The 25,874-nt window shown below is 64.5% G+C and carries 25 protein-coding genes; 8 read left to right on the top strand and 17 right to left on the bottom strand.

Annotated features, from left to right (window positions below; genetic code table 11):
* Positions 1 to 95: 95 nt before the first annotated feature.
* On the bottom strand, positions 96 to 995 hold the full coding sequence (ubiA, locus tag HJD22_RS10065) for a 4-hydroxybenzoate octaprenyltransferase (RefSeq protein ID WP_208655370.1): 900 nt from the start codon (positions 993 to 995) through the stop codon (positions 96 to 98).
* 390 nt (positions 996 to 1,385) lie between these two features.
* Here ubiA and HJD22_RS10060 point away from each other — a divergent pair, with 390 nt between their 5' ends.
* The 4 genes from HJD22_RS10060 to HJD22_RS10045 all read left to right on the top strand — a co-directional run bounded on the left by HJD22_RS10060 (position 1,386) and on the right by HJD22_RS10045 (position 4,419).
* Complete coding sequence (locus HJD22_RS10060) at positions 1,386 to 2,558, top strand: FAD-dependent oxidoreductase (protein WP_208655371.1); 1,173 nt, start codon at positions 1,386 to 1,388, stop codon at positions 2,556 to 2,558.
* A 96-nt stretch (positions 2,559 to 2,654) separates the two neighbouring features.
* Positions 2,655 to 2,951, top strand: coding sequence for an HU family DNA-binding protein (locus HJD22_RS10055; RefSeq protein ID WP_208655372.1), 297 nt, complete (start codon positions 2,655 to 2,657; stop codon positions 2,949 to 2,951).
* A 97-nt stretch (positions 2,952 to 3,048) separates the two neighbouring features.
* Positions 3,049 to 3,405, top strand: coding sequence for a hypothetical protein (locus HJD22_RS10050; protein ID WP_208655373.1), 357 nt, complete (start codon positions 3,049 to 3,051; stop codon positions 3,403 to 3,405).
* A gap of 48 nt (positions 3,406 to 3,453) precedes the next feature.
* On the top strand, positions 3,454 to 4,419 hold the full coding sequence (locus tag HJD22_RS10045) for a LysR family transcriptional regulator (RefSeq protein ID WP_208655374.1): 966 nt from the start codon (positions 3,454 to 3,456) through the stop codon (positions 4,417 to 4,419).
* Here the strand turns inward: HJD22_RS10045 and HJD22_RS10040 are convergent.
* The 5 genes from HJD22_RS10040 to HJD22_RS10020 all read right to left on the bottom strand — a co-directional run bounded on the left by HJD22_RS10040 (position 4,398) and on the right by HJD22_RS10020 (position 9,402).
* Positions 4,398 to 5,948, bottom strand: a complete 1,551-nt coding sequence (locus HJD22_RS10040; RefSeq protein ID WP_208655375.1) for an aldehyde dehydrogenase — start codon at positions 5,946 to 5,948, stop codon at positions 4,398 to 4,400. The genes HJD22_RS10045 and HJD22_RS10040 overlap by 22 nt on opposite strands.
* On the bottom strand, positions 5,945 to 6,823 hold the full coding sequence (locus HJD22_RS10035) for an NAD(P)-dependent oxidoreductase (protein ID WP_208655376.1): 879 nt from the start codon (positions 6,821 to 6,823) through the stop codon (positions 5,945 to 5,947). The genes HJD22_RS10040 and HJD22_RS10035 overlap by 4 nt, the downstream gene beginning before the upstream one ends.
* Before the next feature lie 106 nt (positions 6,824 to 6,929).
* Positions 6,930 to 8,087 carry a M20 aminoacylase family protein gene (locus HJD22_RS10030; protein ID WP_208655377.1) on the bottom strand — a complete coding sequence of 386 codons (1,158 nt, stop codon included), beginning with the start codon at positions 8,085 to 8,087 and terminating at the stop codon, positions 6,930 to 6,932.
* 9 nt (positions 8,088 to 8,096) lie between these two features.
* Positions 8,097 to 8,594 carry a hypothetical protein gene (locus HJD22_RS10025; protein ID WP_208655378.1) on the bottom strand — a complete coding sequence of 166 codons (498 nt, stop codon included), beginning with the start codon at positions 8,592 to 8,594 and terminating at the stop codon, positions 8,097 to 8,099.
* Positions 8,581 to 9,402: a DUF3100 domain-containing protein gene (locus HJD22_RS10020; protein WP_208655379.1), complete on the bottom strand. Its 822-nt coding sequence runs from the start codon at positions 9,400 to 9,402 to the stop codon at positions 8,581 to 8,583. Before HJD22_RS10020 ends, HJD22_RS10025 begins: the two co-directional genes overlap by 14 nt.
* Before the next feature lie 253 nt (positions 9,403 to 9,655).
* Between HJD22_RS10020 and yccS the strand changes: the two genes are divergently transcribed.
* Positions 9,656 to 11,890: a YccS family putative transporter gene (gene yccS, locus HJD22_RS10015; RefSeq protein ID WP_208655380.1), complete on the top strand. Its 2,235-nt coding sequence runs from the start codon at positions 9,656 to 9,658 to the stop codon at positions 11,888 to 11,890.
* On the opposite strand, the gene recG is transcribed toward yccS, so the two are convergent.
* Entirely contained in the window at positions 11,887 to 13,995 is a 2,109-nt protein-coding gene (gene recG / locus HJD22_RS10010; RefSeq protein WP_248730225.1) for an ATP-dependent DNA helicase RecG, read from the bottom strand. The two genes, yccS and recG, sit on opposite strands and share 4 nt — an antisense overlap.
* Positions 13,965 to 14,885: a hydrogen peroxide-inducible genes activator gene (locus HJD22_RS10005; RefSeq protein WP_208655382.1), complete on the bottom strand. Its 921-nt coding sequence runs from the start codon at positions 14,883 to 14,885 to the stop codon at positions 13,965 to 13,967. Before HJD22_RS10005 ends, recG begins: the two co-directional genes overlap by 31 nt.
* Before the next feature lie 80 nt (positions 14,886 to 14,965).
* Between HJD22_RS10005 and HJD22_RS10000 the strand changes: the two genes are divergently transcribed.
* The gene (locus tag HJD22_RS10000; RefSeq protein WP_208655383.1) at positions 14,966 to 15,841 is read left to right on the top strand and encodes an NAD-dependent epimerase/dehydratase family protein; all 876 of its coding nucleotides are present in this window, start codon (positions 14,966 to 14,968) and stop codon (positions 15,839 to 15,841) included.
* On the opposite strand, the gene HJD22_RS09995 is transcribed toward HJD22_RS10000, so the two are convergent.
* From HJD22_RS09995 to HJD22_RS09970, 6 genes are all read right to left on the bottom strand, one after another.
* Positions 15,842 to 16,357 carry an acyloxyacyl hydrolase gene (locus HJD22_RS09995; RefSeq protein WP_208655384.1) on the bottom strand — a complete coding sequence of 172 codons (516 nt, stop codon included), beginning with the start codon at positions 16,355 to 16,357 and terminating at the stop codon, positions 15,842 to 15,844.
* Between the two features lie 99 nt (positions 16,358 to 16,456).
* Complete coding sequence (locus HJD22_RS09990) at positions 16,457 to 16,846, bottom strand: RidA family protein (RefSeq protein WP_208655385.1); 390 nt, start codon at positions 16,844 to 16,846, stop codon at positions 16,457 to 16,459.
* Between the two features lie 73 nt (positions 16,847 to 16,919).
* The gene (locus tag HJD22_RS09985) at positions 16,920 to 19,049 is read right to left on the bottom strand and encodes a bifunctional (p)ppGpp synthetase/guanosine-3',5'-bis(diphosphate) 3'-pyrophosphohydrolase (protein WP_208655386.1); all 2,130 of its coding nucleotides are present in this window, start codon (positions 19,047 to 19,049) and stop codon (positions 16,920 to 16,922) included.
* A gap of 68 nt (positions 19,050 to 19,117) precedes the next feature.
* Positions 19,118 to 19,369, bottom strand: a complete 252-nt coding sequence (gene rpoZ, locus HJD22_RS09980; protein ID WP_208655387.1) for a DNA-directed RNA polymerase subunit omega — start codon at positions 19,367 to 19,369, stop codon at positions 19,118 to 19,120.
* 85 nt (positions 19,370 to 19,454) lie between these two features.
* Positions 19,455 to 20,087: a guanylate kinase gene (gene gmk / locus HJD22_RS09975; protein ID WP_208655388.1), complete on the bottom strand. Its 633-nt coding sequence runs from the start codon at positions 20,085 to 20,087 to the stop codon at positions 19,455 to 19,457.
* 129 nt (positions 20,088 to 20,216) lie between these two features.
* Positions 20,217 to 21,440 (bottom strand): MFS transporter, encoded by a 1,224-nt coding sequence (locus tag HJD22_RS09970; protein WP_208655389.1) that lies wholly within the window; start codon positions 21,438 to 21,440, stop codon positions 20,217 to 20,219.
* A 181-nt stretch (positions 21,441 to 21,621) separates the two neighbouring features.
* On the opposite strand from HJD22_RS09970, the gene HJD22_RS09965 reads away from it, so the two are divergent.
* A complete protein-coding gene (locus tag HJD22_RS09965) occupies positions 21,622 to 22,830 on the top strand; it encodes an MFS transporter (RefSeq protein ID WP_208655390.1) in 1,209 nt (402 codons plus the stop codon).
* A complete protein-coding gene (locus tag HJD22_RS17985; protein WP_283101627.1) occupies positions 22,827 to 22,952 on the top strand; it encodes a hypothetical protein in 126 nt (41 codons plus the stop codon). The genes HJD22_RS09965 and HJD22_RS17985 overlap by 4 nt, the downstream gene beginning before the upstream one ends.
* Positions 22,953 to 23,077: 125 nt before the next feature.
* Here HJD22_RS17985 and HJD22_RS09960 read toward each other — a convergent pair whose 3' ends face one another.
* The 3 genes from HJD22_RS09960 to HJD22_RS09950 all read right to left on the bottom strand — a co-directional run bounded on the left by HJD22_RS09960 (position 23,078) and on the right by HJD22_RS09950 (position 25,861).
* Entirely contained in the window at positions 23,078 to 23,761 is a 684-nt protein-coding gene (locus HJD22_RS09960; RefSeq protein ID WP_217267750.1) for a TetR/AcrR family transcriptional regulator, read from the bottom strand.
* A 341-nt stretch (positions 23,762 to 24,102) separates the two neighbouring features.
* Complete coding sequence (locus HJD22_RS09955; RefSeq protein ID WP_208655391.1) at positions 24,103 to 24,768, bottom strand: isochorismatase family protein; 666 nt, start codon at positions 24,766 to 24,768, stop codon at positions 24,103 to 24,105.
* 61 nt (positions 24,769 to 24,829) lie between these two features.
* Positions 24,830 to 25,861, bottom strand: coding sequence for a leucyl aminopeptidase (locus HJD22_RS09950; RefSeq protein WP_208655392.1), 1,032 nt, complete (start codon positions 25,859 to 25,861; stop codon positions 24,830 to 24,832).
* Positions 25,862 to 25,874 lie beyond the last annotated feature (13 nt).

Below are 25,874 nucleotides of genomic sequence, written 5' to 3'. Positions count from 1 at the left end.
CGGGTCTCATCTGGCAGTGACAGAATGATGAGGATTACACCGCCTCAATATGACAGTCGCGTGACAACATTGCCATCTTGTGCGCGAAGCGAACCTCAGACGACAGGCCACAGGCTCAGTGCCAGGCCGGCGAACAGCACAAGCCCCGCCCAGTGATTGTTGAGGAAGGCCTGGAAACAGCGCTCTCGGTCGCGATGGCGAATCAACCATTGCTGATAGACGAAGATCGCCGCCATGGCTGCAAGGCCCACCCAGAAGAAGCCCCCCGCGGCGACATCGGCATAGCCCAGGCGCACACCGACCCAGGCCAGCAGGCCAAGCGTGATGAGCTGGAGCAGGCCGATCACCAGCTTGTCGGCGCGCCCGAACAGCACTGCAGTGGACTTGATGCCGATCTTCAGGTCGTCGTCGCGGTCGACCATGGCGTACTGGGTGTCGTAGGCCACCGTCCAGGCGATGTTGGCGAAAAACAGCAGCCACGCCTCCGGCGGCACGCTCTGCTGCACGGCGCCGAAGGCCATGGGGATCGCCCAGGAAAAGGCGGCACCCAGAAACACCTGGGGGAAATGAGTGTAGCGCTTCATGAAGGGGTAGATGAAGGCCAGGATGATCCCGCCGATCGAGAGCAGGATGGTGAAGAGGTTGGTGAACAGCACCAGCACGAAGGCGATTGCCACCAGCGTGCAGAACAGTACCTTGGCCTCCTGCTCGCTGATGCGCCCGGTGGCCAGAGGTCGGTTGCGGGTGCGCTTGACGTGACCGTCGAAGTGGCGATCGGCATAGTCGTTGATCACGCAGCCGGCGGCGCGCATGGCATAGACGCCGGCGACGAAGATCAGCAGAAGATTGCGCTCCGGGATGCCGTTGGAGGCGATCCACAGCGCCCATAGGGTCGGCCACATCAACAGCCAGGTGCCGATCGGCCGATCGAGTCGCATCAGATGCAGGAAGTCGGACAGACGTCCGATGCCGCGTGGATTCACACCTTGACCCATCGAATTCTCCGCAGTGGCTAGTGATGTGGCGCTAGTGCCGTGGCGCCGTTGATGAACGCCCACCCCTGCCGGCTGGCAAGCTCTAGCCAGACGGAAGTTCCAGCGCCTGCGCCATGGTAACCAGAAAATACTCCTGTACCAGCACTTGGAAATGCCCGAAACAGCCAACTGCCGAGCGAGCTCTCGCAAGGCGATGCAGGCGCTGGCCGCGCAGCTGGGTCAAGGGGACGACCGAGCGACCGCGACAGGCTGCCAGTGCAAAATCGCAGCAAGGGCAGCAGAATCAGGAAGACCAGGGGCGATCTGTCACGCAACGCGTCCAGGACAAAAAAGGCGCTTAGTGTAACATGACCGCTCCTCTTCAAGCCGTCACCCTTGGCCAGGAGCCCCATGAGCGCACCCTTGACCATTCTCGGCACCGGCATGGCCGGCCTTGGCCTGGCCCGCCAGGTGCGGGCCCGCGAGCCCGAGCGTGCCATTACTCTGATCACCGCCGACAGTGGCGACGACTACGCCAAGCCGCTGCTCTCTACCGGATTTGCCAAGCACATATCGCCTGCGCGTCTGGTGCAGCGCTCAGCGCTGGAGATCGCCGCTCAACTGAGCGTGGTGGTGCGCACCCATACCCGCGTCACCGCCATCGATTCCGACCGCCGCTGCCTCGAGATCGGCCGCGAATGGCTGCGCTATGGCGAGCTGGTGATCGCCACCGGGGCCGAGCCCAGGCTGCCCTTCGTCATTGCGCCCGAGCTTGGCGAGCGCGTCTTCACAATCAACGATCTCGATGACTATCGACGCTTTCATGCCGCCTTGATGGCGCTGGGGCGGCCGGCCCGGGTGGCGATCATGGGAGCCGGGCTGGTGGGCTGTGAGTTCGCCAACGATCTTCACGGCGGCGGGCATCAGGTCACGCTGATCGCACCGGAAACCACGCCGCTGCCGCGACTGCTGCCCGAGCCGCTGGGCCGGGCCATGGGGGAGGCCTTCGCCGAGGCGGGCATCATGCTCGAGCTGGGGCGAGGCGTGGAAGCGCTCGCCCCCGCCGGGGCTGGACTCGGATCAGGGCTTGCCGTGGCGCTCGACGACGGTCGGACACTCAAGGCCGATCTGGTGCTGATGGCCACCGGGCTTGCGCCACGCAGCGAACTGGCGGCCCGGGCGGGACTCGAGGTGAGCGCGGCGGGCATCCACACCGACCGGCGGTTACGCACTTCGGAGCCAGGCATCCATGCGCTCGGCGATGTCGCCTGCGTTGCCGGTATCAACGCCATGTACGTTCAGCCGCTGCAGAGCGCCGCCAAGGCCCTGGCGGCGACGCTTGGCGGCGAGCCCTGCGAGGTGAGGTATGGCGCCTGGCCGATTGTGGTCAAGACGCCGCTGCTGCCGAGCGTCGCCCTGCCGCCCACGCAGGAGGCATTTCGCTGGCGAATCGAGGGCGAGGGGCATGACCTGTCAGCCCTGGCCGAGGATGAAAATGGCCGTCTGGTGGGATTCGCGTTGACAGGAAATTGCGTGAGGCGGAAAGTCGAGCTGGCGCGGGCGGCGCCTGCGTTGCTAGTCTAGTGAGCGGCTTCGTGGGCCTTGGTGCCCGCTGCCGCTCTCGCCACAAGCGATCAACCCTCAATCGAAAACAACAACGGCGGTATTTACCGCCTTGCCATGCCAAAACCAGGAGGCTGTATGCGCAAGCCAGAACTCGCCTCGGCTATTGCCGAGCGTGCCGATCTCTCCAAGGACAAGGCCAGCCAGGTACTCAACGTCATCCTCGACGAGATTACCGGTAGTGTCGCCAAGGGCCAGGACGTTTCCCTGATCGGTTTCGGCTCCTTTACCGTGCGCGAGCGAGCCGCTCGTACCGGCAAGAACCCCCAGACCGGTCAGCCGCTCAAGATCCCGGCCAGCAAGACCGTGGCGTTCAAGCCGGGCAAGGCACTCAAGGACGCTGTCGACAAGTAACGCGTCGTGTGCCGGGGCTGGAGTGCCCCGGCAGCCTGCTTCGCTTGATCTGCAGGGCCGGGCCGGACTCTGGCCAGCTCATCTTTCAGGAACCGCCATGAAGCTGACACTCATGCTCTGGCTGCTGGGGCTGCTGCTCAAGCGCGCCCAGCGTCGTAAACCCGCTTTCCGCGATACGCTCAAGCAGATGCGCGGCATGGACTGGGGCATCGCCACCGAAGATCTCTCCATCGCCCGCTACTACCGCATGTCGCCCCGCAGCATCGCCACGGGTAAGGGGCTGCCGGTGGATCTCGATCTCGAACTGCGCTTCGCCGATGTCGAGACCGCCCTGCACGTGCTGCGCAAGCCGACCCAGCAGGCCTTTCTCGACGGCATGATGGCGGGCAATGTACGCCTGGTCGGCGACGCAGCCGACCTCCAGCGGTTGCAGAAGCTGCTGCGCCATATCTGACCGGTGACGCCTGGCCATGTGCCGGTGCCATTCCCCTAGAGGCCGACCGTGGATATCCCTCATCAGCGCCTGGTCTATTTTCGCATCGCCATCGAATCGGGCTCGGTCCGCCGGGCAGCGGCGCGTCTGGATATCGCTCCCTCGGCGGTAAGCCGGCAAATCGCGCTGCTCGAGGAGGCACTGGGCGCGACCCTGCTCGAACGGCAGCGCCACGGCATCCGGCCCACGCCGGTGGGCGAGATGTTGCTCGAGTACTGCGCGCGGCGCGGTGCCCTGGACGAGAGCTTCATCGCCTCGCTGGAGGCTTACCAGCGTCTCGAGACCGGTACCGTGTCGCTGGTGGTGGGGGAGGGCTTCGTCGGCGATCTGATCGCCACGCCGCTGCGCGAATTCACCGAGCGCTACCAGGGCATCCAGCTCGACATTCACCTGGCCGGCACCACCGGCATCATCGAGGCGATCGTCGAGGACCAGGCGCACATCGGACTGATGTTCCACGAGCGTACCCACCCCCAGCTGCGCTTCTGGAGCTCGAGCCCACAACCGCTGATGGCGATTCTGCCCCCCGACCACTGGCTCGTCGCTCAGCTCGAACCACTGACCCTGGTACAGCTCAGCGATGAGCCGATGGCGATGTGGGACCTCGGCCACGGTGTGCGCCAGATGGTCGATCACGCCTTCCACCTGGCGCACCTGCGCCCGCGCGCGGCGATGAATACCAACTCCATGGCGGTGCTGGCGCAGTACGTGCGCAGCGGCATGGGCATCACCCTACTGCCGCGCTTCGCCGTGGCCCGCGACCTAGAGGCCGGCAGCTTGGTGGCGCGCCCGGTGGACGACCCGCTGTTCCGGCGCTCCCAGGCACACATGGTGACTCGCATCGGGCGCCAGCAGCCCAAGGCCAGCGTTCTGCTGCTGCGTCACCTGCAGCACTGGATGCAGGCGTTTCGTGATGTCGGGACGCCGCCTGACGAGAGCCGACCGTCCCAGGATCAGCCCACGCCGTTGCCGTAGCCCATCGCCACGCTCGCCTCGTTGCCGGTCTCCACCCAGACGCTCTGGGGCACGCTGTATTCGCGCAGGCCGTCAAGGCCGCTGGAGCGCCCGAAACCACTGTCACGGAAGCCACCGAAGGGCGACATCACATTGATCGCCTTATAGCTGTTGATCCATACGGTGCCGGCGCGCAGCTGCGCGGCGACACGGTGCGCCCGCGCGGGGTCCTGGGTCCATACCGCGCCGGCCAGGCCGAAGCGGGTGGCGTTGGCCAGGCGTACGGCATCGGCCTCGTCGTCGAAGGGCATCGCCACCAGCACCGGGCCGAACACCTCCTCTCGGGCGATCTCCATCTCGGCGGTGACGTCGGCCAGCACGGTGGGGGCGAGAAAGTAGCCCTGCGCCTCCTCGGGGAGTCCCTCGGGGCGGCTGGCGCCGGTCAACACACGGGCACCGGCGGCGACGGCGTCATCGATCATGCGCATCACATGCGCGTACTGGCGAGCGTTCTGCAGCGGCCCCATGCGCGTCGCCTCCTCGCTTGGCAGGCCGACCTCGATCTCGGCGGCGGCCCGTGCCAGGCGTGCGGTGACCTCTTCGAACGCCTGACGCTGGATGAGCAGCCGCGAGCCGGCCACGCAGCTCTGCCCGGCGGCGGCGAAGATTGCCGCCTGGGCACCGGCCACGGCGTCGTCAAGCCGGGCATCGGCAAACACGATATTGGCCGACTTGCCGCCTAGCTCCAGCACGCTGGGCACCAGGCGCCGCGCGCCGGCCTCGGCGATCATCCGTCCGCTGTGAGGCGAGCCGACGAACACCAGCTTGGCGATCGTCTCGTGGCCGGTCAGCGCCGCGCCGGTGGTCGGGCCGAGGCCGTTGACGATGTTGATCAGCCCGCGGGGCAGCCCGCCCCCCTCCAGCAGCCTGGCGATCGCCACCGAGGTGAACGGGGTGAGCTCGGAGGGCTTGAGCACCACGCCATTACCGGCGGCGATCGCCGGGGCGAGCTGCCAGGCGCAGGTGAACATCGGTGCGTTCCACGGCGTGATCTGACCGACCACGCCGTAGGGCACGTGGCGCACGTAGTTCAAGTGCGTGGTCGGCACCGGGATCACCTCGCCGTGCTGCTTGTCGCACCAGCCGGCGTAGTACTCGAACATCTCGCGCACCTTGGCCACCTCACCGCGGCAGTCGCGGATCGGCTTGCCGGCCACCACGCTCTCGAGCTGGGCAAGCGGCTCCTCGTACCCCTCGAGGCCGCGTAGCGCGTCGTTCATGCGCCGGCCACGCTCGCTGGCGCTCAGCGCCATCCACGCCTGCTGCCCCCGCGTCGCGGCCTGGGTGGCGAGCTCGATCGCCGCCGCGCCGGCATCGTGATAGTCGATCAGCGTCTCGCCGGTGGCCGGGTCGAGCAGGGTGATCGTCTCGCCTTCGCCTGGCTGAAGCGCGCCATCGATCCAGTTGGTGAGGGGCGTCTGGCCGGCGAGGCCGAAGAGGTCGAGCAGTCTGGCGAGACGCTCGCGGGCTTGCTGGTTGAGTGCGTTCATTGGGAGTGCTCCTCGCCAGCGGCCATGAGGGGACTGACGATACGGTTGAAGTCATCGCTGTCGCTTGGGTGTTCATGGTCGGCGTGCCACGCCTCGACCACTGCCTGCAGCAGCCCCGGCGGCATGGCGAGGCGCTCGGCGGCGTCGCGGGCCAGGCGCAGGTCCTTGCGCATCAGCCCGCAGGTGAAGCCGGAGTCGAAGCGTCCGGAGAGAATCCACTCGGGGAAGTTCACCTCGCTCACCGCGCTGCGCCCCGAGCCGCTGTTGAGCCCGGCCAGGCAGGCCGTCGGGTCGACGCCGGCGCGGGCGGCCATGGCCACCGCCTCGGCAGTGGTCAGCAGGTGTGCCGCGCACAGGTAGTTGTTGGCGAGCTTGACCACGTGGCCACTGCCGGGCCCGCCGACATGGGTGCGTTTGGCCGACATCACCTCGAGCATCGGCGTGAGGCGCGCGATGGTGGTCGCCTCGCCGCCGAGCAGCATGCCGAGCTCGCCGCTCGCCGCACCCTTGGGACCGCCGCTGACCGGCGCATCGAGCCACTCGAGGCCGGCGGCGAGCACCTTGCCGGCAAGTTCGCGGCTGACGACGGGATCGCTGGTCGAGGTGTCGACGATCGCGCTGCCCCTGGGGGCCAATACGAGCAGGCCCGGCGCTCGCTCGATCACCTCGCGGACGTGGTCGGAGGTGGGCAGCGAGAGCAGATAGACGTCGCTTGGCGGCAACGAATCGGGAGCGACGACGGCGAGCCCCTGGGCGGCCAGGCGTTCGCGGGTGCCCTCGAAGAGGTCCGTGCCGCATACCTCGAAGCCCGCTGCCTGGAGCGTCAGTGCCATGTTGCCGCCCATCTGGCCTAAGCCGATTACCGTGATCTTCATGTCGATTTCCGTTGTGTTTGTCGTGGATTGGCCATTTTTTAAGACGCATCTACCCTAACCAGGCCATGCCAGGTCGTGGGTAAACGCATCCATGGAGATCGAGGCGCTAGGCGGCGAGCAACTGCCTGACCAGCGCCTGCCAGTAGGCCACGCCGAGCGGGGCGATGGCGTCGTTGAAGTCGTAGCGCGGGTTGTGCAGCGCGGCGCTGTCGCCATTGCCGAGCCAGAGATAGGCACCGGGGCGCTCATTGAGCATGAAGGCGAAATCCTCCGAGGCCATGCTCGGCGCCATGTCGCGATGCACCTGTGTGATGCCCGGCAATGCCTCGAGCACCTCGGCGCAGCGCGCCGCATGCGCGGGGGTGTTGATCGTCGCGGGGTAGCGCGACTGGTAGTCGAGCTCGGCTGTCAGCCCATGGAAGCCGGCCAGCGCTTCGACGGCCTCGCCGAAGCGCCGCTCCAGGTAGGCGCGCAGCTCGCCATCGAAGCAGCGCAGCGTGCCGCGCAGCTCGACCCGTTCGGGAATCACGTTGAAGGCGTCGCCGGCGTGGAACTGGGTGACGCTCAGCACCGCGCTCTGGTGGGGGGGCGTCTCGCGGCTGATCAATCCCTGCAGCTGGCTGACGAGCTGGCAGGCGGCGAGGATGGTATCGCTGCCCAGGTGAGGCATGGCGGCGTGGCAGCCGCGTCCGGTGAGCGTCAGGGTGAAGACGTCGAAGGCCGCCATCACGGCTGTGTCGTGTACCGCCGCCTCGCCGACCGGCAGGCCCGGCCAGTTGTGCAGGCCGTAGATGGCTTCCATCGGGAAGCGCTCGAAGAGGCCCTCCTCGACCATCACGCGGCCACCCCCCTCGCTCTCCTCCGCCGGTTGGAAGATGAAGTGCACCTGCCCGGCGAAATCAGGATCGCCGGCCAGCGCGCAGGCCGCTCCCAGCAGCATGGTGGTGTGGCCGTCATGACCACAGGCGTGCATCTTGCCTGGGATCGAAGAGGCGTGGGCGAAGGCGTTGGCCTCCTCGACATCCAGGGCGTCGATGTCGGCGCGCAGGCCGATCGCGCGCCCCGGGCCCTGCTTGCCATCGAGGGTCGCCACCACCCCGGTGCCACCACCGAGGCCGGTGACCATCTCAAGGCCGGCGTCGCGCAGGATATCGGCGATGCGCGAGGCGGTGCGGTGCTCCTCGAAGGCGGTTTCCGGATGGCGATGGAAATCGTGCCGCCACTCGCGCAGCAGTGCCGGGGAAGGGGACGAGCTTGCGTTCATGAGCGTCTCCTAGAGCAGCAGATGAGCGATGAAGGCGGAAGCGACGAAGGTGCCGGTGAACACCAGCAGCGAGACGATCACCAGCTTCCAGCCCGTCTGGCGGAACATGGCGAACTCACGCCCGGTCAGGGCAAGCCCCGCGTAGGCGAGTACCGGTGTGACCACCGCCAGGAAGTCGACGCTGGCCAGCTGCGCGACGATCCAGTCGTTGCCCGGAAAGAAGGGCAGCGTGAAGAGGATGCTGACCAGCGACACCCAGGCCACGCTGGGCAGGTAGAAGGGCGAGACGCGCCCGATCACCAGGCCGATCATCACCATTGCATAGAGAATCAGCATGCCAGGCAGCGACTGATGCAGCGGTGCGCCGTTGACCATGTTGGAGAACCAGGCGGCGATGCACACCGCGCCGAGCAGGATCGCGGTCTTGCCGAGCTGCTGCTCGGGGCGCAGCTCCTTGAGTGCATCGCTGTCGAGGGCTGCAGGATTGACGGTATCAGACGTTTTCATGGGAAGTCTCCTTGCTAGCGGCGCCGCCGAGACGCTTGTAGAGCCACTCCGCCGCCGGCAGGGCGATGAACAGCGAGACATAGAGCCCGGTGGCGTAGGTGAGCAGGTTGCTGGCACCGGAGAAGGCCAGCAGTTCGTCGCGCATGCCGGGGACTGCCTCGGCCAGGGCGCCGGAGCAGGCCGCCACCATGCTGCCGCTGCCCACGCCGCAGGCCATGGCCAGTGCACGCACGTCGAAGATATCCAGTGAAGCGAGATAGCCCGCCATCAAGGCGAAATAGAGCGTGCCGAACATGGTGCCCACCACATAGACCCCCATGATGCCGATGCCCTCGGGGCTGCGCAGGCCATAGCGATCGGAGATGACGGCGATGTTGGGCTCGCGGGCGATGGAGTAGGTGGCGCCGATCGCCTCGCGCCCCATGCGCAGCACCAGCACGGCGAAGGGCAGTGCCAGCAGCATGGTGCCGAGGTTGCCCAGCTCCTGGAGCAGCAGTGCCGGTCCGGCGGCGACGATCTGCTCGATGGCGGGTCCGATGGTAGAGCCGAACTTGGCGATGAAGGGCAAGATGGCGATCAGGATGAGGGGGCCTGATGCCTGGCTGACCGGCTTGGGAATGATCTTGCCCATGGCGCTGAACAGGTGAGGATTGAACAGCACGCCGATGATGAAGGCGTAGAAGAGCGGCAGCAGCAGTAGGATACCCGGCCCCAGGGGGAGGCGCAGGATACCGATCCACTCAGCCAGCAGTGACGCCAGGATCACCGTTAGGTGAAGGCGCCAGTTGAGCAGCAACTTGAGTTCCATCAGCTTGTCCTTGTTATGTTGTGGTATTGGGACACCTAGGAGTATCGAAAGGTGACTGTTTCAAAGATAGAGCTTTGATGTACTAATTATTCGAACATGCCTTGCGCATGTTATCGCGGTGCGAGAGCGCTTCGTTCAAGCGCCACCGTTTAATGGCAGGGGGGAGCATAGCGGGCCTTGCGAGCTTATACTAAAGTCTAATGCTCGATGATAGGCATGCACCATGCCCTCCCCAACAACAATGCGGTCCATCATGATCTCCACTTCACTCACGCACTCGTTGCGGCGGCTCTGGACACTGGACAAGTTCGCCTACAGTTTCCGGGTCTTCCTGGCCTTCAGCGGAGCCCTCGCCTTGAGCTGGTCGCTGGGCGACATCGCGCTGGTGATTCCGCTGTTCCTGGGTATCATCGCCAGCGCCCTGTCGGAGACCGACGATAGCTGGCAGGGCCGGCTGCAGGCACTGATGGTGACCCTGCTGTGCTTTGCCACGGCATCGCTCTCCGTGCAGCTGCTGTTTCCCTGGCCGTGGCTGTTCGCCGCGGCGCTGGCGATCTCGACCTTCGTGCTGATCATGCTCGGCGCGGTGGGGCAGCGCTACGCCACCATCGCCTCGGGAACGCTGATTCTGTCGATCTACTCGATGATCAACATCGAGCATCATGGCGGCGTGCCGGACGAGGGGGTCTGGCACCTGACGCTGCTGCTGGTGGCGGGGGCGGCCTGGTATGGCTTGATCTCGGTGCTGTGGTGCGCGCTCTTCTCGCGTCAGCCGGTCAAGCAGAGCATGGCCAACGTCTATCGCCAGCTTGGCGAGTACCTGATCCTCAAGTCGCTGCTGTTCGAGCCGTTGCGTGGGCTCGACGTGGAGGCGCGGCGCCTGGCGCTGGCACGCCAGAACGGCAAGGTGGTGGGCGCCCTCAACCAGGCCAAGGAGATGATCTTCCGCCGCCTCGAGGGGCAGCGCGGCAATCGCAAGCTCAATCGCTACCTGCGCATCTACTTCATCGCCCAGGACATCCACGAGCGGGCCAGCTCGACTCACTACCCCTACTCCGAGCTGACCGAGGCATTCTTCCATCATGACGTGCTGTTCCGCTGCCAGCGGCTACTCGACCAGCAGGGCCAGGCGTGCAAGCGCCTCGGCAAGGCACTGCTGCTCAATCGCCCCTTCGACCATGCCCAGAGCGAGCAGGCGCTCGAGGATCTCAACGCCTCGATCGACCACCTGCGCGCCATGCGCAACCCGGCCTGGCGCGGACTGATCCATTCGCTCAAGGCGCTGGCCCACAACCTGGCGACCCTGGAGGGGCAGCTCGCCAGCGCTCACAATCCGGACGCCGCCGACTCGCAGGGCGACAACAGCCTGTTCAATCGCTCGCCCAAGAGCCTCGCCGACGCCTGGGAACGTATACGCCTCAACCTGACCGTGCGCTCGCCGACCTTCCGCCACGCCCTGCGGCTGCCCACCGCACTGCTGATCGGCTACGGTGTGCTGCATCTCATCCATCCCACCCAGGGGTTCTGGATCCTGCTCACCACACTGTTCGTATGTCGGCCCAACTTCGCCGCCACCCGCCGTTTCCTGAGTCAGCGCATCATCGGCACCGTGCTTGGGCTGATTGCCGGCTGGGCATCGATCACTCTGTTTCCAAGTCCCGTGCTGCAGACCCTGATCGCGGTGGCGGCGGGCGTGGTGTTCTTCGCCAATCGCGAGAAGCGCTACGTGGTGGCCACGGCCGCCATCACGCTGCTGGTGCTGTGCAGCTTCAACCAGGTGGGGGATGGCTTCGACCTGATCTGGCCGCGGCTGGTGGATACGCTGATCGGCGCCTTGATCGCCGGGGTGGCGGTCTTCACCATCCTGCCGGACTGGCAGGGACGTCGGGTCAACCGCGAAGCGGCCAACGTGCTGGGCAGCAGCCGCCGCTACCTCGAGGAGATCATTCATCAGTACGAGTCAGGCAAGCAGGACGACCTCGCCTATCGCCTGGCCCGGCGCAATGCCCACAATGCCGATGCCGCGCTCTCGACCATGCTCTCCAACATGCTTCAGGAGCCGGGACACTACAGCAAGCAGGATGCCGACGATGGCTTCCGCTTCCTGGTGCTATCGCACACCTTGCTGGGCTATCTCTCGGCGCTCGGCGCTCATCGCCATCGGGTCGGCGAGGATGAACTCGATGCCACGCTGATACCGGTGGCGCGCCGCATTGCCGAGAACCTTGCCGCGATAGCCGAGCGGCTCGCCGCGCGTCAGCCGGGGCCCGCGCTCGAGGAGGAGCAGGAGAAGTTGGTGGCGATACTGGCTCAGGTGCTGCCAGAGGCAACCCAGGAAGAGGATGAGGGGGAAGGAGAGGTGGCATATCCCACGATGCAGACCCAGCTGATGCTGATCTGCCGTCAGCTGGTGCCGCTCGCCGAGGCGGCCAACCGGCTGGTCAAGCAGGGCAGCGCGGCGGCACCGGCCGAGGCGGCCGCCGCCTAGACCTGGCCGTAGCGGCCGGCCTGGTCGCCCAGCCAGCGCCGGATCAATGGCTCGCTGGCCTCGGGCACTTCGGCGAGCAGCGCGCGGGCTAGCGGCGTGACCTGGTCGAACAGGTCGCGGTCACGCTCCAGGTCGGCAATCTTCAGCTGAGCAAGCCCGGTCTGGCGGGTCCCCAGCACTTCGCCGGGACCGCGCAGCTCGAGATCCTTCTCGGCGATGCGAAAGCCATCACTGGTCTCGCGCATCACCGCCAGGCGCTCGCGCGAGTGCGCCGAGAGTGGTGGGCGGTAGAGCAGCACACAGTAGCTCTCGGTCGCACCGCGGCCCACCCGCCCCCGCAACTGGTGCAGCTGCGACAGCCCCAGCCGCTCGGGATTCTCGATGATCATCAGGCTGGCATTGGGCACGTCGACCCCTACCTCGATCACCGTGGTGGCCACCAGCAGGTCGAGCTCGCCGGACTTGAAGGCGGCCATCGCCTCGGCCTTCTCGGCCGCTTTCATGCGCCCGTGGACCAGACCGACGGCAAGCTCCGGCAGCGCCTCGACAAGCTCCTCCCGGGTCGCCTCGGCGGCCTGGCACTGCAACGCCTCGGACTCCTCGATCAGGGTACAGACCCAGTAGGCCTGGCGCCCCTCCATGCAGGCGTTGCGGATGCGTGTCACCACCTCGGGACGGCGCTCATTGGGGAGTGCCACGGTCTGCACCGGCGTGCGCCCCGGCGGCAGCTCGTCGATCACCGACAGGTCGAGGTCGGCGTAGGCGCTCATCGCCAGGGTGCGCGGGATGGGGGTGGCGGTCATGATCAGCTGATGGGGCGTCAGTCCCCCGGCCTCGCCCTTCTCGCGCAGCGCCAGGCGCTGGTGCACGCCGAAGCGGTGTTGCTCGTCGACGATCGCAAGCCCCAGGCACTTGAAGTGCACGTCATCCTGGAACAGCGCATGGGTGCCCACCACCATTTGCGCGCGGCCGTCGAGGATCGCTGCCTTGGTGTCGAGCCGCGTCTTGCCTTTGAGCTTGCCGGCAAGCCACGCCACATCGATGCCCAGCGGCGCGAACCAGTCGCGGAAGTTGCGGAAATGCTGCTCGGCGAGCAGTTCGGTGGGGGCCATCAGCGCGGCCTGGCAACCGCCGGCGATCGACTGCAGGGCCGCCATGGCCGCCACCACCGTCTTGCCCGAGCCCACGTCGCCCTGTACCAGGCGCAGCATCGGCAGGGGTTGCTCCAGATCGTGGGCGATCTCGTCGAGTACCCGGCGCTGGGCGCTGGTCAAGGCGAAGGGCAGCTGGGTGAGAAAGCGCGTCTGCAGGCTGCGCCCGGAGGGCAGGCGTGGAGCGCCGTCGGCCTGGATGCGCAGGCGTACCTGGCGCAGGCTGAGCTGGTGGGCTAGCAGCTCCTCCAGCGCCAGGCGACGCTGGGCGGGATGGTGACCCTCGACCAGGCGTGCCACATCGGCGTCCGGCGGCGGCTCGTGCAGGTAGCGCAGCGACTCATGCAGCGCGGGGAGGCGGAAGCGCTCGCGCAGGTTGTCGGGTAGCCACTCCTCCAAGGCCTCGGGGGTCTGGTCGAGCTGGCGTAGCACCTGTTGGATCAATGTCCTCAGGCGGGGCTGGTTGAGCCCTTCGGTAGTGGGATAGATCGGCGTGAGGTGTTCATCGACCGGGACATCGTCGACCTTGAGCAGGCGATACTCGGGGTGATAGATCTCGAGCCCCGTGGCGCCGGCGCGGGCTTCGCCGAAACAGCGCACGTGGGCGCCCTTGTAGAACTGCTGCTGCTGCGCCGGAGAGAAGTGAAAGAAGCGCAGGCTGAGGATGCCTGAACCATCCTTGAGGCGCACCAGCAGGCTGCGACGCCGCCCCTTGACCACGTCGGCCGCGGCCACTTCGCCGTCGACCACTGCCTCCTGGCCGGCGCGTAGGGTGCCGATCGGCGTGATACGCGTACGATCCTGATAGCGCAGCGGCAGATGGAAGAGCAGGTCCACCACCGCCTCGATTCGCAGCCGGGCCAGCTTGGCCGTCAAGGCCTCGCCCACGCCACTCAGCGCGGTGACCGGCTGCTCCAGTGGATTCATAGCGGGGTGAGCTGCAGTTTTCGGCAGCGCGCGATGGCGCCGGTGAGGGCATCGATCGCCTTGGGCCGCGGAAAGCTCGCCCGCCAGGCGATGGCGACGGTGCGCGAGGGTGCCTCTGGCGTGAAGGGGCGGCTGGCGAGGATACCGTTCTCGTAGTGGCTGGTGCCGACGGCCGACTTGGGCAGTACCGTCACCCCAAGCCCCGAGGCGACCATGTGGCGAATCGTCTCCAGCGAGCCACCCTCCGCCGTCAGATTGTTACCGGGTCCACTGAGATGATCGCCGATCGCCGGGCAGGCCTCGAGAATCTGCTCACGAAAGCAGTGTCCCTCGCCAAGCAGCAGCAGGCGCTCGGTCAACAGATCCTCCTTGTCGATGAACTCCTTTCTGGTCCAGGCGTGATCCGCCGGCATCAGCACCTCGAACTCCTCTTCGTAGAGCGCCTTGGTGAGCACGTCGGACTCGGTGAACGGCAGCGCGACGATGATCGCATCGAGCTCGCCACTTCTGAGCTTGTGGCGCAGCGAGGCGGTGAAGCCCTCCTCGATATAGAGCGGCATCTGCGGTGCCATCTGGGAGAGCTCCGGCACCAGGTGCGGAAACAGATAGGGCCCGATAGTGAAGATCGCACCCACCCGCAGCGGGGTGGCGAGCTGATCCTTGCCGGCGTTGGCCAGCTCCTTGATGACGCTGCTCTGCTCTAGAACGCGCTGCGCCTGTTCGACGATCTGTCCACCCAGCGGCGTGACCTGGACCGTAGACTTGGTGCGCTCGAACAGCGCCACGCCCAGCTCCTCCTCGAGCTTCTTGACGGCTACGGAGAGCGTCGGCTGGGAGACGAAGCAGCGTTCGGCGGCGCGTCCGAAATGACGCTCCTGAGCCAAGGTTACGATGTAGCGCAGTTCTGTTAGAGTCATGGTGGTGCCAGTTGGCATCCTCTCGAGCAGATGGACATGTGTTTTCCAATAGGGACTTTTTATCAAGGGGCGAGAGAAAGGTGAAGAAAACTACACTGATAATTGGTTGTGGCGACATTGGAATGGCGCTGGGAGCGCGCCTGATCGATGCCGGATACCGCGTAATAGGCGTGCGACGCAATGTCGAAAGCCTCAAGGGGTCGGGCATCCAGGGGCTTGCGCTGGACATCAACGAGGAGGGCGCCACTGCCGAACTGCCCGATGCCGATATCGTCGTCTACGTGATCAGCGCCGACCATTTCGATGAGGGCGCCTATCGTGCCGCCTACCTGGATGGCCTGTGCGCCGTGCTTGGCGAATATGGCGAACGGCGCAAGGCACCGAAGCGTATCTTCTTCGTCTCCTCTACCAGCGTCTACGCCCAGCGCGAGGGCGAAATCGTCGACGAGACCAGTCCGACGGAGCCGGCGGGATTCTCCGGCGGGCTGATGCGCGAGGCCGAGCAGGCGCTGATCGATCATGCCCTTCCCGGTACCTCGGTGCGCTTTTCGGGGATCTACGGGCCGGGGCGCGATCGCCTGATCCGCCAGGTCAGCGAGGGTCGCGTGGCGGCCGCCACGCCGCCGATGTACTCCAACCGCATCCATCGAGACGACTGTGCCGGCGTGCTGGCGCATCTAATCGAGCTGACCCTCAAGGGCGAGTCGATTGACGATATCTATCTTGCCTCCGATTGCGAATCGGCCCCTTTGCATGAGGTGATGAACTGGCTGGCCGGCAAGCTCAAGGTGGAGGCCACCGAGACGATCCAGTCACCGCTGCGTCGCCGTTCCAGCAAGCGTTGTAACAATACTCGCCTGTGCAAGACGGGATACCGCTTTCGCTACCCCACCTATCGCGAGGGTTACGCCCACGTGCTCGAGGAGGGTGGCTTCCTCGAGCCCCAGAGGGCGTGATCAGAACGCGGTACGATAGCTCAGCATGAGCGTCTCGAAGCCGTCGTTGGGCCGCTTGATGCCGGCGTTTGAGTAGTGCATCAGGCTGGCCCCCAGCTCGCCACCGGCGAAGGGTATGCCGATCGCCAGGCGATCCTCGAACTGAAAGGCGGTCGAGAGCTCTTGGCCTTCGAGATGGGTATTGAGAAACACCCCAGCGCCAATTCCTGCCTCGGCGAAGACCCCGCGCTCCCCGGCGAAGGTATAGCGAAAGGCCGGTGTCAGGCGCCAGGCAGCGTTGTCATCGCCCTCATCCCCCGGCAGCAGTAGCACACCCGTCGCCAGCCGCAGGCTGAGCTGCGGATGCCAGTGCTGCAGGCTGTAGTCACGATCGATCTCGATGCTGACGACAACGGTGTTCTCGCTGGTCGCCCCGGCGGCAAAGTAGAGGTCGGCATGTGCCAATGTGGGAGTCGAGCAAATGATGGTGCCCGACAGGAGAAGGGCTGCCAGGCGGCCTTGCTTGAGTATTGCCATTGTATTCTTCCCTGCTAATTAATCATTCCTATCAAATAGTGTAGGACAGAAAAATTAGCAGGAAAACGGTTGACTCGCTGCCGAGTGCAGTCACCGAGCTCAGTCGCCAAGCACCATCACGGCTTCGGCTTCGACCTGGCTGCCCTTGGGTAGCGCCTTGACGCCGACCGCGGCACGCGCGGGATAAGGGGCGGTGAAGAACTCCTCCATCACCTGATTGACCACCGGGAAGTGCTCGAGATCGACCAGGTAGAGGTTGATCTTGACGATATCCTGAAGCGAGCCCGAGGCCTCCTCGCACACCGCCTTGAGGTTGGTGAACACCTGACGTGCCTGGGTCTCGAAGTCGTAGGAGACGAGCTCCATGGTCTTCGGGTCCAGCGGAATCTGTCCCGACAGGTAGACGGTATTGCCGGCCTTGATGGCTTGTGAGTAGGGGCCGATGGCGCCAGGGGCTTTATCGGTATTGATCACTGCCTTGTTGCTCATGGGTATCTCCAGAATGTGATCAGTAACGCCAGTCACGCTCGTCTTCGTTACTTCGACGGGTGCGGCGATCAGTTCAAACGCGGGTGATCTTGCCGACATGGGGCAGGTTGCGGATACGCTTGATGATGCGCGCCAGGTGGACACGATCGCGCACGGCAAGCGTCAGGTTGATGATCGACAGCCGTGCATCGCGCTCCTCGATGCCGATGCGCTCGATGTTGGCATCGGCATCGGTGACCAGGCTTGCAAGCTCGGCGACCAGGCCGCGGCGGCTCTCCATATGGATGCGCAGCGCTACCGGGAAGTCGTCGTCGGGAGTATCGGACCACTCCAGCGCAAACAGCTTCTCGGGATCCTCCTTGAGCTCATCGAGGTTGCCGCACTCCATGCGGTGTACCACGATGCCCTTGCCGAAGGAGAGGTGGCCGATCACCGGATCGCCGGGTAGCGGGTGGCAGCAGCGTGCGAAGTTGACCACCATGCCTTCGACGCCGTTGATGACGATCGGCCCCGTCTGGTCGGTGTTGCGGCGCAGGCTGACGCTCTCCTCCCCCGGCAGGGAGTCGAACAAGCGGCGGGCGATGGCATAGGCCATGCGGGTGCCAAGGCCGATCGACTCCAGCAGCGCCTCGTCGCTCTTGAGCGAGAGCTCCTCGAGCAGCTTGTCGAGATGGCCCTTGGGCAGCTCCTCGAGGCTGGTGTCGAAATCGGCCAGCGCCTTGTTGAGCAGGCGGCGGCCGAGCTGGACCGATTCGGTGTGTTTCTGGTTCTTGAGTGCGTGGCGTATCGCCGAGCGTGCTTTGGCGGTGATCACGAACGACAGCCAGGTGGTACTGGGACGCGCCCCTGGCGCGGTGATGATCTCCAGCGTCTGACCGCTCTCCAGGCGGCTGGAGAGCGGTGCCAGGTGGCGGTCGATACGGCACGCGATGCAGTTGTTGCCGATATCGGTATGCACGCTGTAGGCGAAATCGATCGCCGTGGCGCCCTGGGGCAACTCCATGATGTCGCCCTTGGGAGTGAATACGTAGATATCGTCGGGGAACAGGTCGTTCTTGACGTGCTCGATGAACTCCAGCGGATTGCCGGCATGGCGCTGCATCTCGAGCAGGCCGCGTACCCACTCCCGTGCCCGGGCGTGGCTGCCCGCGGCGATCGGCCGTGCCGTCTGGCCCGCCTTGTAGAGCCAGTGGGCAGCGATACCGTTGTTGGCCATCGCCTCCATCTCGCGGGTGCGGATCTGCACCTCGATAGGCATGCCGCCGGTGCCGAACAGCGTGGTATGCAGACTCTGGTAGCCGTTGGCCTTGGGGATGGCGATATAATCCTTGAAGCGCCCCGGCACCGGCTTGTAGAGATTGTGCACCGCGCCGAGGATGCGATAGCAGCTGTCGACGTCGTCGGTGATGATGCGAAAGCCGAACACGTCCATGATCTCGGCGAAGGGCTTGCGCTGGTCGCGCATCTTGCGATAGATCGACAGTAAGTGCTTCTGGCGGCCGATCACCGTGCCCGGCAGGCCGTCGTCATCCAGACACCGCTGCAGGCTGCTCTGCAGCTGGCGGATCGTCGAGCGGCGGTGGCCCCGCGCCTTGGAGACGGCGTGCTTGATGCGCTCGGCGCGCATCGGGTGAATCGCCTGGAAGGAGAGGTCCTCGAGCTCGATACGGATGGTGTTGATGCCCAGGCGGCTGGCGATACGCGCGTAGATCTCCAACGTCTCGCGGGCGATGCGGCGTTTCTTCTCCGGGCGCAGCGCACCCAAGGTGCGCATGTTGTGCAGGCGGTCGGCGAGCTTGACGATGATCACGCGGATGTCGCGGGACATCGCCAGCACCATCTTCTGGAAGTTCTCGGCCTGGGCGACCGCCTTGTCCTCGAAGGTGATCTGGGTCAGCTTGGAGACCCCATCGACCAGCTCCGCCACGGCGTCGCCGAACTGCGCGGTCAGCGCCTCCTTGGAGACGCCGGTATCCTCGATCACGTCGTGCAGCATGGCGGCCATCAGGCTCTGATGGTCCATGTGCATGTTGGCGAGGATATTGGCCACCGCCAGCGGGTGGGTCACATAGGGTTCGCCCGAGCGACGGCGCTGGCCGTCGTGGGCCTGTTCGGCGTAGTAGAAGGCGCGCTTGACCTGCTGGATCTCATCCGCGGGAAGATAGCCACCGAGGCGGTCGGCCAGGTCATCAATGGTGAACATGTAGTGCGCCTATACCCATTACGACGAACGAGAGCGATGTGAGATCACGCCTAGCACCTGCAGCGGTGTTACTCGTCGCTCATCTCGGGCTCGCGACGAATGCGCACCGGTGCTTCGATCGGCTCGTCGAGGACGCTCTCGTCGACCTTGCCGGCGGCGATTTCGCGCAGCGCCATGACGGTGGGCTTATCGTTTTCCCAAGGCAGTTGAGCGTCGCGGGAGCCGCGAGCCAGCTGACGGGCACGCTGGGTGGAGATCATCACCAGCTTGAAACGATTCTCGACGTTTTCAAGACAATCTTCGACGGTAACTCGTGCCATGAGCGAATACCTGAATATGAGATGGAGCGAAATGGCGAAGAACGGGCCTTGGTGGCCAGTTCGATGCTGCAGGGGACAGAAGAGTCTACTCGACCGGCTCGTTGCCTGACAAGAGCGACTCCAGCAGGACGGCGTGCCCTTGCCTCATGCGCGACAGCCGGTTGCGGCTGGCACGAACCAGACTCTCCAGGTCGATCAGGGCGGTCTGAAAGTCGTCATTGATGACGACGTGATCATACTCGTCGTAGTGGGACATCTCGTTGACCGCTTCGTGCATGCGCCGCTCGATCACTTCGTTGGCATCGGTGCCGCGTCCCGAGAGTCGTTCGCGCAGCGTCTTGAGCGATGGCGGTAGGATGAACACCGAGACCGCTTCTGGGACCTGTTCGCGCACCTGGCGTGCGCCCTGCCAGTCGATTTCGAGGATCACGTCCTGGCCGGCGGCCAGCAGCGCCTGCACGGCCGGCCGCGAGGTGCCGTAGTGGTTGTCGAAGACCCGCGCATGCTCGAAGAAGTCGCCACGTTCGATCATCGCCTCGAACTGGGCCACATCGACGAAGTGGTAGTTGGTGCCGTCGACCTCGCCGGGGCGCATCGGCCGCGTGGTGTGCGATACCGATACCTGGATGCCGTCGAGGCGTTCGAGCAGCGCCCGCACCAGGCTGGTCTTGCCAGCGCCGGAGGGGGCGGAAACGATGAAAAGGGTGCCTTGGGTCATGTCGAACTCCGGGTCGCATCTGCCCGTCGTCGATGGACGGGCCGTGCGCGAAACGCCGCGCGCAGGATGCAGGGAAAGCGAGGCAGTATAGCGGCCCGCCGGACGTCATGCGACGTTGCCGAGCGTCGTTCAGCCTTGCTGGGAGCAGGTGGCGTGCGTGCGCGCCTCGTCGCGGCGCTCAAGCCAGCGTCCCGCGGCGAAGATCACCAGGCCGCACACCCCAAGTGCGGCTCCCACCAGCCCGGTCGTCGACCACACGAAGCCGAACTGAACGGCAAGACCCGCAAGCCAGGCACCCAGCGCATTGGCACCGTTGAAGGCGGCATGATTGAGCGAGGCGGCCATGGTCTGGGCGTCTTCCGCGACATCCATCAGCCGGGTCTGCAGGGAGGGCGCCAGGGCCATGCTGGTGCCCACCAGACCGACGAACAGCAGTCCCGACCAGACGTTGTTGGCGGCGAAGTAGAACGCGCCCTGAATGACCACGCACCACAGCAGAATCGTCGGGATCGCGCGCATCAGGTTCCTGTCGGCCAGCCGCGCCCCGGCCAGGTTGCCGATGATCGAGCCGATACCGAAGATCACCAGTACCAGCGGACCCAGCGCCTCGCTCATGCCGGCCTGCTGGGTCAGGGTCGGCATCACGTAGCTGAAGATCGCGAACATGCCACCGCAACCGACGCAGGCGATCGCCGCGGTGATCAGCACGCGCTGCTTGACCAGCGCCGACAGCTCCCGCAAGGGGCTCGCCAGCGGGTCGAACGGCTGGATCGGCACCCATAGCCGGATCAGCAGCGCGGTGACCAGGGCGATACCGCCCACCCCGCCGAAGGCGACCTGCCAGCCCAGCAGGTTGCCGGCCCAGGTACCCAGCGGCGCGCCGATCAAGATCGCCACGGTGAGGCCCATCATCACCCTGGCCACCGCCCGGGCACGTTCGGTGATGGGCACCGCCCCGGCGGCGGCAAGTGCGGCGACGCCGAAGTAGGCGCCATGCGGCAGACCGGCCAGAAAGCGCAGGCCGACGAAGGACCAGAAGCCGGGCGCCATGGCACTGGCGATGTTGCCCACGGCAAATACCAGCATCAGCACGATCAACAGCAGGCGCTTGGGCACTCGGGCGGCCAGCGCTGAGATCAGCGGTGCGCCGACCACCACGCCCAGCGCGTAGCTGCTGATCGCGTAGCCGACCTGGGGCACGCTGACGGCAAGGTCGGTGGCGACACGGTTCATCAGCCCCATGATGACGAATTCGCTGGTACCGATGCCGAAGCCGCCCAGCGCCAGGGCGAACTCGGCCAGGCGAGGGTGGCGGGCAACGGCGCCGCGAGGGGGGTGTTGGGTGACCTGCATGCTGGCTCTCCTGGCGCGGCCTGAACGTTCGGCCGCTTGTCGAATGCGCATGATCGCAGGCTGCGACGAAAGTATAAAGAACCTTGCCGGCCTTTAGCGGCCGGCAGGCGTTGCGGGGGATAGGCAATTGCCACGCAGCATGCGACATTGATCGACTCCTCTACCCATAGGTCCCCCCTTCATGGACGCCCTTCGTCGCCACTCGCTGCTGCTGGTCATCGTCGGCAGCCTCGTCATCTCGCTGGCCATGGGGCTACGGCACGGGTTCGGGCTGTTCATGGAGCCCATGAGCAGCGAGCTTGGCTGGGGGCGCGGGGTGTTCGCCTTCGCTCTGGCTCTGCAGAACCTGATCTGGGGGCTTGCCCAGCCGTTTACCGGGGCACTCGCCGACCGCCTGGGGGCGGCTCGGGTGGTGGTGGTCGGCGGGCTGCTCTACGCCCTGGGACTCTGCTTCATGGGACTTTCGGAAACGGCGCTGGGCATGTCACTGAGCGCAGGGTTGCTGATCGGCCTGGGGCTCTCGGGCACCACCTTTTCGGTGATCCTTGGCGCCGTGGGGCGCGCCGTGACTCCCGAGAAACGCAGCCTGGCGATGGGCATCGTCAGTGCCGCGGGCTCCTTTGGCCAATTTGCCATGCTGCCTGGCACCCTGGGCCTGATGGGGTGGCTTGGGTGGGCGGGCGCACTGCTGGCGATGGGGGCGCTTGCTGCCTTGATTTTGCCGCTTGGCATGCTGCTGCGCGACCGTCCCTCGCCGCGCTTGGGTAGCGACCTTTCACTTTCGGCGGCGTTGAACGAGGCCGCCGGCCACCGCGGCTTCTGGCTGCTCTGCCTGGGGTTCTTCGTGTGCGGTTTCCAGGTGGTGTTCATCGGCGTGCACCTGCCGGGCTATCTCGTCGACAATGGCCTTGCCCTTCAAGTGGGCAGCACCGTGCTGGCGCTGGTGGGGCTGTTCAACATCTTCGGCACCTACACCGCGGGCTGGTTAGGCGGGCTCTACTCCAAGCCGCGCTTGTTGAGCTGGCTCTATCTGATCCGCGGGGTGGTGATCACCGCCTTTCTCGTGGTACCGCTGAGCCCGACCAGTGCCTATATGTTCGGCATCGCCATGGGGCTGCTGTGGCTCTCCACCGTGCCGCTCACCAACGGCATTGTGGCGGTGGTATTCGGCGTGCGTCACCTGTCGATGCTGGGCGGCATCGTGTTCCTGTTCCACCAGCTCGGCTCGTTCATGGGGGTGTGGATGGGCGGCTGGCTCTACGACCTGACCGGCAACTACGATGTGGTGTGGAAGATCGCCATCCTGCTCTCGCTGGTGGCCGCCGCGTTGCACTGGTACATCCGCGAAACGCCGGTCACGCGCCCCACGCCCACTGAGGTGCAGGCATGAGCCAGGCGCGTCTCGTTCGGCTGGCCGCCGCCACGCTCACTGCCGGTGCATTGGCGCTGGCGTGGTGGGGGTGGCAGATGGCGGATGCCGGCATGTTGCTGCTGGGCATGCGGCTGTGTTGAGTGCTGTTGCCACCCGTGAGGCTCGCTTGGGCTTGGCTTCTTCACGCTTTTTCATTGCCGGGCCATTGTCGGCTATAACGAAGCATGGATGGTATGCCTCGTTACATATGCAATTAAGGTTAACTCTACTCATCCCCTTCAGAGCCTAAGCGGGTTGCCCCAAGCATACCTGCTGTTGCAAATTGGACTATTTCATTTAATTCGATATCGATACTCTTGGATTTGCTGATATTGGGGATCAACTCATCCATTCGATTCGTATCAGAAAACGCATAGAGATACGCTCCGATAATAAAAGACATTCTCTTCATAACAATGATTTCATCTAATTCCGGCAAAGCTTGTTGGAATGCTTTTGCATAAGCATGGGTAGATTTGTCGTAGACCTGACGTCGAAGTTCGAAAGAAAATTGTTCCGGTTCCATGTGCAACCGAGAATGCAGACGAAGAAAGGCACGACCTTGATTGGTTTTCCTCAGTTGAATCGACGGAGACAGAAAAGCTCTGACTAGCTCATCGACGGTGGGGATGCGGCTAGATGCCTGAAGAAGCTTGAGAGCTTCCATTCGTGCATCGGCAACTTCGCAGCCCTTGCGCATGAAAACTTCGCGAAAAAGGTTTTCCTTAGAATTAAAATAATAAGTAATTAGTGCGGTTGTGGCGTCGACTGCTTGTGCAACATGACGCAAGGAAGCACCGGCATAACCTTGTTCGGCAAACAGCACCTCCGCTGCGTCGAGGATCTGTTCGCGAAGTTGAGTCTGCCCCGCTGGCCGTCCTGGCCGTTTTTTCTTGGCTGTAGTAGGCACGTGAATACTCTGTGTTAGAAGTTAAATGGTCGGCTGTCAGGCGCTTTCTGATAATAAGATCTTATAGAAGCCATAAGGCATGGCATCAACTACGCTGGCGTGTACATAGCCGCTGGTCACGCGACCAGCCACCAGTATTCTACCGGCCGACCCGCTTCTCGGTCAGCCAGGTGGCACAGGATCTCTAGAGTTGGGTCGAAACGCATCATCAGTGGACCAAGGATGGTTGAGCCCAATATCGCCACCAGGTAGTGGATTTCCATTGGTACAGTCGCTCGAGGACCACTGCAGATCGGATAACACCGTTACCGCGCAAACGTGCGGCCATTTGGGAAAATGGCTCATGCCGAAGTCTCTCCGCTGTGCTCGACTGGAGCGGATTGGTCCACGAGCGAACGTAGCCAAGCGAGAAGATCATCGGCATCTGTCACGTCGGCGTATTTCTGATGCATGTCGTAGAGATTGGCCTCGTGCGGTGGCGTGGCCCGATCGGCGCAGCAGTCGTGCGGCACCAGAACGTTGAAGCCGGATTGGACCGCGTCGACCACGGTAGCGCGTACGCAGCCCGAGGTGGTGGCGCCGGTCACGATCAATGTATCGACCTTGGCTCCGGTCAGCAACGCGGCGAGTGAGGTTCCAAAAAAAGCCGAAGCGCCTTTTTTTGTCACGATCATATCTTCAGGCTGAATACCGGTGGACGCATCCACCTCGACCAGACGCATGCCCTCGACTAGCGCGGCCATGCCGGTAGCCTTTTTCAGCCAGGGCAGTTTGTCCAGCTCATCGGGATGATAAGAGATGGTGGTATAGATCACTGGAAAACCCTTCGCACGCGCCGCATCACTCAGCATACGCGTCGCGGTGATCTGAGCATGCATATTAGTGGCAGTCGGGTACTGCGTGTCGGTGAACCCATAGGTAAAATCCACCACAATGATCGCCGGTCGGCTCCCGCGCGGGACTGGGGAGCCGAAACCTGCGGCGCTATAGATCTTTTCTTGCGACATCTGATACCCCTTAAAAAAAGACGGGCGATCCAAGAGAAACGAGCGGATCGGCCCCAGGGAATTAGGCCCGTGCCATCTGCATCTCTTTGACGACGATATCGCCATCGATCACGATCGGCTCATCATCGAGGAAAAGTGAGCAATTACGCATTGGAATATCGAGATGGCAAGGGGTATCGTTCGACCCGCCCAGCTCGTTATTGGGACCGGTCGAGAACATCACATTGCCGTAGAAACTGCGCGGCTCCATGCCCATGCCGCCGGGAAAGGCGCCGGGCGTCATGCCGTGCCACTTGGCCTGCGGATTCATGCCCCAGCCGACATGGCTCATGCCCTTGCCACGTTCATCGTTGAAGGCGTCCATATAAGATTTCACCAGCTCCGAATCGAGACCACCGCGAATGTCAGTGATCCAGCCTTTTTCGATGGTGTAGGTGATCGGCTCGCGCACGTACATGTTCTGGGGCAGCAGAATATCGCCCGGTGCTACAACGATCTGGCCGTCCACGCCGTCATCGTCGCCGCCAGTAAAGACGAAGCCCGAGGGCCAGTGGTCCCAGCGCCCGGGCGTGTCAGTACAGGCGTATTCGGCGATGGTGGGATAGGTATTGAGCTTATAGGTCACGTCCGTGCCGTGCGGTGAAGTGATCCGCATAGTCTTGGCCTGCGACAGGAGTTCAGCGCCGATCTCGACCTTCTCGCGCAGTTCGGGGTAAGGCAGCATGCGTGCCAGCAGTTCGGGCGGTTCGACCGCGGTGAGAATCCGCGTGCCCGCTTCCTGAATCGCGAACTGCTCCGGCGAGAACAGCAGGAAGATACAGTCGATAAGCATGTCACATTGCTTCAGCGCCTCGACCGCCTCGGGCAACGCCGCCAGTCCGGTGACGCCGACTTTCCAACCGCCGCTGGGTAGCGGCGCTGGCAGCCGCATGTGGTACATGTTGGCGCCCAGGCGTTGGCCCGCCGCCATGAAGGCGTCGGCGTAATCGAGCCTCTCGTTGCCCTGCGTTAGCACGACGAGCTTCTCACTCTCATGTACGCCGGACATTTTCAATTGATGCAGGCAGATCTCGGTAAAGCTTGCTTGATCCATTGGTAGTTCCTCA

The organism is Halomonas sp. TA22 (assembly GCF_013009075.1).
Lineage (GTDB): Bacteria > Pseudomonadota > Gammaproteobacteria > Pseudomonadales > Halomonadaceae > TA22.
This window is presented reverse-complemented; position numbering and strand designations above follow the sequence as displayed.

Coding starts and splice junctions, on each gene's coding strand:
- ubiA (WP_208655370.1), bottom strand. CDS start 995: ATGGGTCAAGGTGTGAATCCACGCGGCATCGGACGTCTGTCCGACTTC.
- HJD22_RS10060 (WP_208655371.1), top strand. CDS start 1,386: ATGAGCGCACCCTTGACCATTCTCGGCACCGGCATGGCCGGCCTTGGC.
- HJD22_RS10055 (WP_208655372.1), top strand. CDS start 2,655: ATGCCAAAACCAGGAGGCTGTATGCGCAAGCCAGAACTCGCCTCGGCT.
- HJD22_RS10050 (WP_208655373.1), top strand. CDS start 3,049: ATGAAGCTGACACTCATGCTCTGGCTGCTGGGGCTGCTGCTCAAGCGC.
- HJD22_RS10040 (WP_208655375.1), bottom strand. CDS start 5,948: ATGAACGCACTCAACCAGCAAGCCCGCGAGCGTCTCGCCAGACTGCTC.
- HJD22_RS10035 (WP_208655376.1), bottom strand. CDS start 6,823: ATGAAGATCACGGTAATCGGCTTAGGCCAGATGGGCGGCAACATGGCA.
- HJD22_RS10030 (WP_208655377.1), bottom strand. CDS start 8,087: ATGAACGCAAGCTCGTCCCCTTCCCCGGCACTGCTGCGCGAGTGGCGG.
- HJD22_RS10025 (WP_208655378.1), bottom strand. CDS start 8,594: ATGAAAACGTCTGATACCGTCAATCCTGCAGCCCTCGACAGCGATGCA.
- HJD22_RS10020 (WP_208655379.1), bottom strand. CDS start 9,402: ATGGAACTCAAGTTGCTGCTCAACTGGCGCCTTCACCTAACGGTGATC.
- yccS (WP_208655380.1), top strand. CDS start 9,656: ATGATCTCCACTTCACTCACGCACTCGTTGCGGCGGCTCTGGACACTG.
- HJD22_RS10005 (WP_208655382.1), bottom strand. CDS start 14,885: ATGACTCTAACAGAACTGCGCTACATCGTAACCTTGGCTCAGGAGCGT.
- HJD22_RS09995 (WP_208655384.1), bottom strand. CDS start 16,357: ATGGCAATACTCAAGCAAGGCCGCCTGGCAGCCCTTCTCCTGTCGGGC.
- HJD22_RS09990 (WP_208655385.1), bottom strand. CDS start 16,846: ATGAGCAACAAGGCAGTGATCAATACCGATAAAGCCCCTGGCGCCATC.
- HJD22_RS09985 (WP_208655386.1), bottom strand. CDS start 19,049: ATGTTCACCATTGATGACCTGGCCGACCGCCTCGGTGGCTATCTTCCC.
- rpoZ (WP_208655387.1), bottom strand. CDS start 19,369: ATGGCACGAGTTACCGTCGAAGATTGTCTTGAAAACGTCGAGAATCGT.
- gmk (WP_208655388.1), bottom strand. CDS start 20,087: ATGACCCAAGGCACCCTTTTCATCGTTTCCGCCCCCTCCGGCGCTGGC.
- HJD22_RS09970 (WP_208655389.1), bottom strand. CDS start 21,440: ATGCAGGTCACCCAACACCCCCCTCGCGGCGCCGTTGCCCGCCACCCT.
- HJD22_RS09965 (WP_208655390.1), top strand. CDS start 21,622: ATGGACGCCCTTCGTCGCCACTCGCTGCTGCTGGTCATCGTCGGCAGC.
- HJD22_RS17985 (WP_283101627.1), top strand. CDS start 22,827: ATGAGCCAGGCGCGTCTCGTTCGGCTGGCCGCCGCCACGCTCACTGCC.
- HJD22_RS09955 (WP_208655391.1), bottom strand. CDS start 24,768: ATGTCGCAAGAAAAGATCTATAGCGCCGCAGGTTTCGGCTCCCCAGTC.
- HJD22_RS09950 (WP_208655392.1), bottom strand. CDS start 25,861: ATGGATCAAGCAAGCTTTACCGAGATCTGCCTGCATCAATTGAAAATG.